Origin of the sequence: Protofrankia sp. Cr1, assembly GCF_963555865.1 — a bacterium.
Lineage (GTDB): Bacteria > Actinomycetota > Actinomycetes > Frankiales > Frankiaceae > Protofrankia.
In genome coordinates this window covers 13,573-15,580 of sequence record NZ_CAUVXO010000025.1, presented here as the reverse complement: position 1 = coordinate 15,580, position 2,008 = coordinate 13,573, and the positions used below count along the sequence as shown (strand labels likewise).

Annotated in this window: 1 protein-coding gene; it reads right to left on the bottom strand. The window is 67.9% G+C overall.

Features of this window, described 5'->3' with window-relative positions; genetic code table 11:
- Positions 1–54 precede the first annotated feature (54 nt).
- On the bottom strand, positions 55–2,008 hold a 1,954-nt coding region (locus U9980_RS04415), incomplete at its 5' end, for an ABC transporter ATP-binding protein (protein WP_416210151.1).

Sequence of the window (2,008 nt, the reverse complement as noted above, 5' to 3'; positions counted from 1 at the left end):
TAGGGGCGTGGATCAAGAAACGGGTCCGAAGGCGAGGGGCTCGGGCCGTCCGGGTCAGACCTCGGCGACCGCCTGCGCGAACTGGGCCCGGTACAGCCGCGCATAAGCGCCGTCGGCCGTGAGCAGCTCGGCGTGACTGCCCTGTTCGACGATCGCGCCGTTCTCCATCACCAGGATGGTGTGCGCGTCCCGGATCGTGGACAGCCGGTGCGCGATCACGAACGCGGTCCGCCCCGCCCGCAGGGTCGACATGGCCTGCTGGATCAGTACCTCGGTGCGGGTGTCCACCGAGCTGGTGGCCTCGTCCAGGACCAGGATCAGCGGCTCCGCGAGGAACGCCCGGGCGATGGTGATCAGCTGCTTCTCCCCGCCGCTGACACCGGCGCCCTCGTCGTCGAGCACTGTGTCGTAGCCGGCCGGCAGGGTGTGCACGAACCGGTCGACGTGCGCGGCAGTCGCGGCGGCCACGATCTGCTCCCGGGTGGCACCCTCGGCGCCGTAGGCGATGTTCTCCGCGATGGTGCCGCCGAACAGCCAGGTGTCCTGCAACACCATGCCGATGCTTGCCCGCAGTTCCTCCCGTGACATCGTGGCGATGTCGACCCCGTCCAAGGTGATCCGACCGCCGGTGACGTCGTAGAACCGCATCAGCAGGTTGATCAGGGTGGTCTTGCCGGCACCGGTCGGGCCGACGATCGCGACGGTGTGACCGGGTTCCGCGGTCAGCGACAGATCCTCGATCAGCGGCTGGTCCGGCTCGTAACGGAACATGACGTGCTCGAAGGTGACGCGGCCATGCAGCCGGTCCGGGTGCGCGGCCGTGACCGGGTCGGGTTTCTGCTCGGCTGCGTCAAGCAGGTCGAACACCCGCTCCGCGGAGGCCACCCCGGACTGCACCAGGTTCGCCATACTCGCGACCTGGGACAGCGGCTGGCTGAACTGCCGGGAGTACTGGACGAACGCCTGTACGTCACCAATCGACAGCGCGCCGGAGGCGACCCGCAGCCCACCGACGACCGCCACCAGCACGTAGTTGAGGTTCCCGATGAACATCATCGCCGGTTGCATGAGCCCGGAGATGGACTGGGCGCGCCAGCTGGCGGTAAAGAGCCGCTCGTTGTGGTCACGGAAGAGCTGCGCGGACTCCTCCTGCCGGCCGAAAGCCCGAACCAGTGCGTGCCCGGTGTACATCTCCTCGATGTGCGCGTTGAGCCGACCAGTGATCTTCCACTGGGCGACGAACTGCGGCTTCGCGAACTTCCCGATCCGCGCTGCGATTATGATCGATATTGGCACCGTGACCAGCGCGATCAACGCCAGAATCCAGGAGATCCAGAGCATCATCGACAGCACGCCGACGATGGTCAGCAGCGATACGATGACCTGCGACAGGCTCTGCGACAGGCTCTGCCCGAGGTTGTCGATGTCGTTGGTGACCCGGCTGAGCACCTCACCCCGCGTCTGGTGATCGAAGTAGCGCAACGGCAGCCGGGAGATCTTAAGCTGCACCTCCCCGCGTAGCCCGCCGAGTACCCGCTGCAAGGCCACATTCACCAGCCGGGCCTGCACGACGCCGCACAGCCCCGCCAGCGCGTAGACGACGAGCACCCACATCAGCACGGAGCCGATCGCTGCGAAGTCCATCCCATGACCCGGCGTGACGTCGAGCGAGGAGAGCAGGTCAGCCTGGGTTCCGTGGCCGGTGGCGCGCAACTGCGCGACGGCCTGCGCCTTGGACGTGCCGGCCGGCAGCCGCCGGCTGAAGATCCCGGCGAACACCAGGTCGGTGGCATGCCCGAGCAACCGTGGGCCGAGCACGGTGAACCCGACGCTCACCGTCGCCAGCCCGATGGCCACGACGAACAGGTGGCGCTGCGGGCGCAGCAGACCGAGCAGCCGGTGGCCCGACCCGGAGAAGTCCATCGACTTCTCCGCCGGGCCCTGACCCATGAAGAAACGACCCGGACCAGCCATGGGCGCCGGACCTCGACGCGCTGCCTGGCCCGGT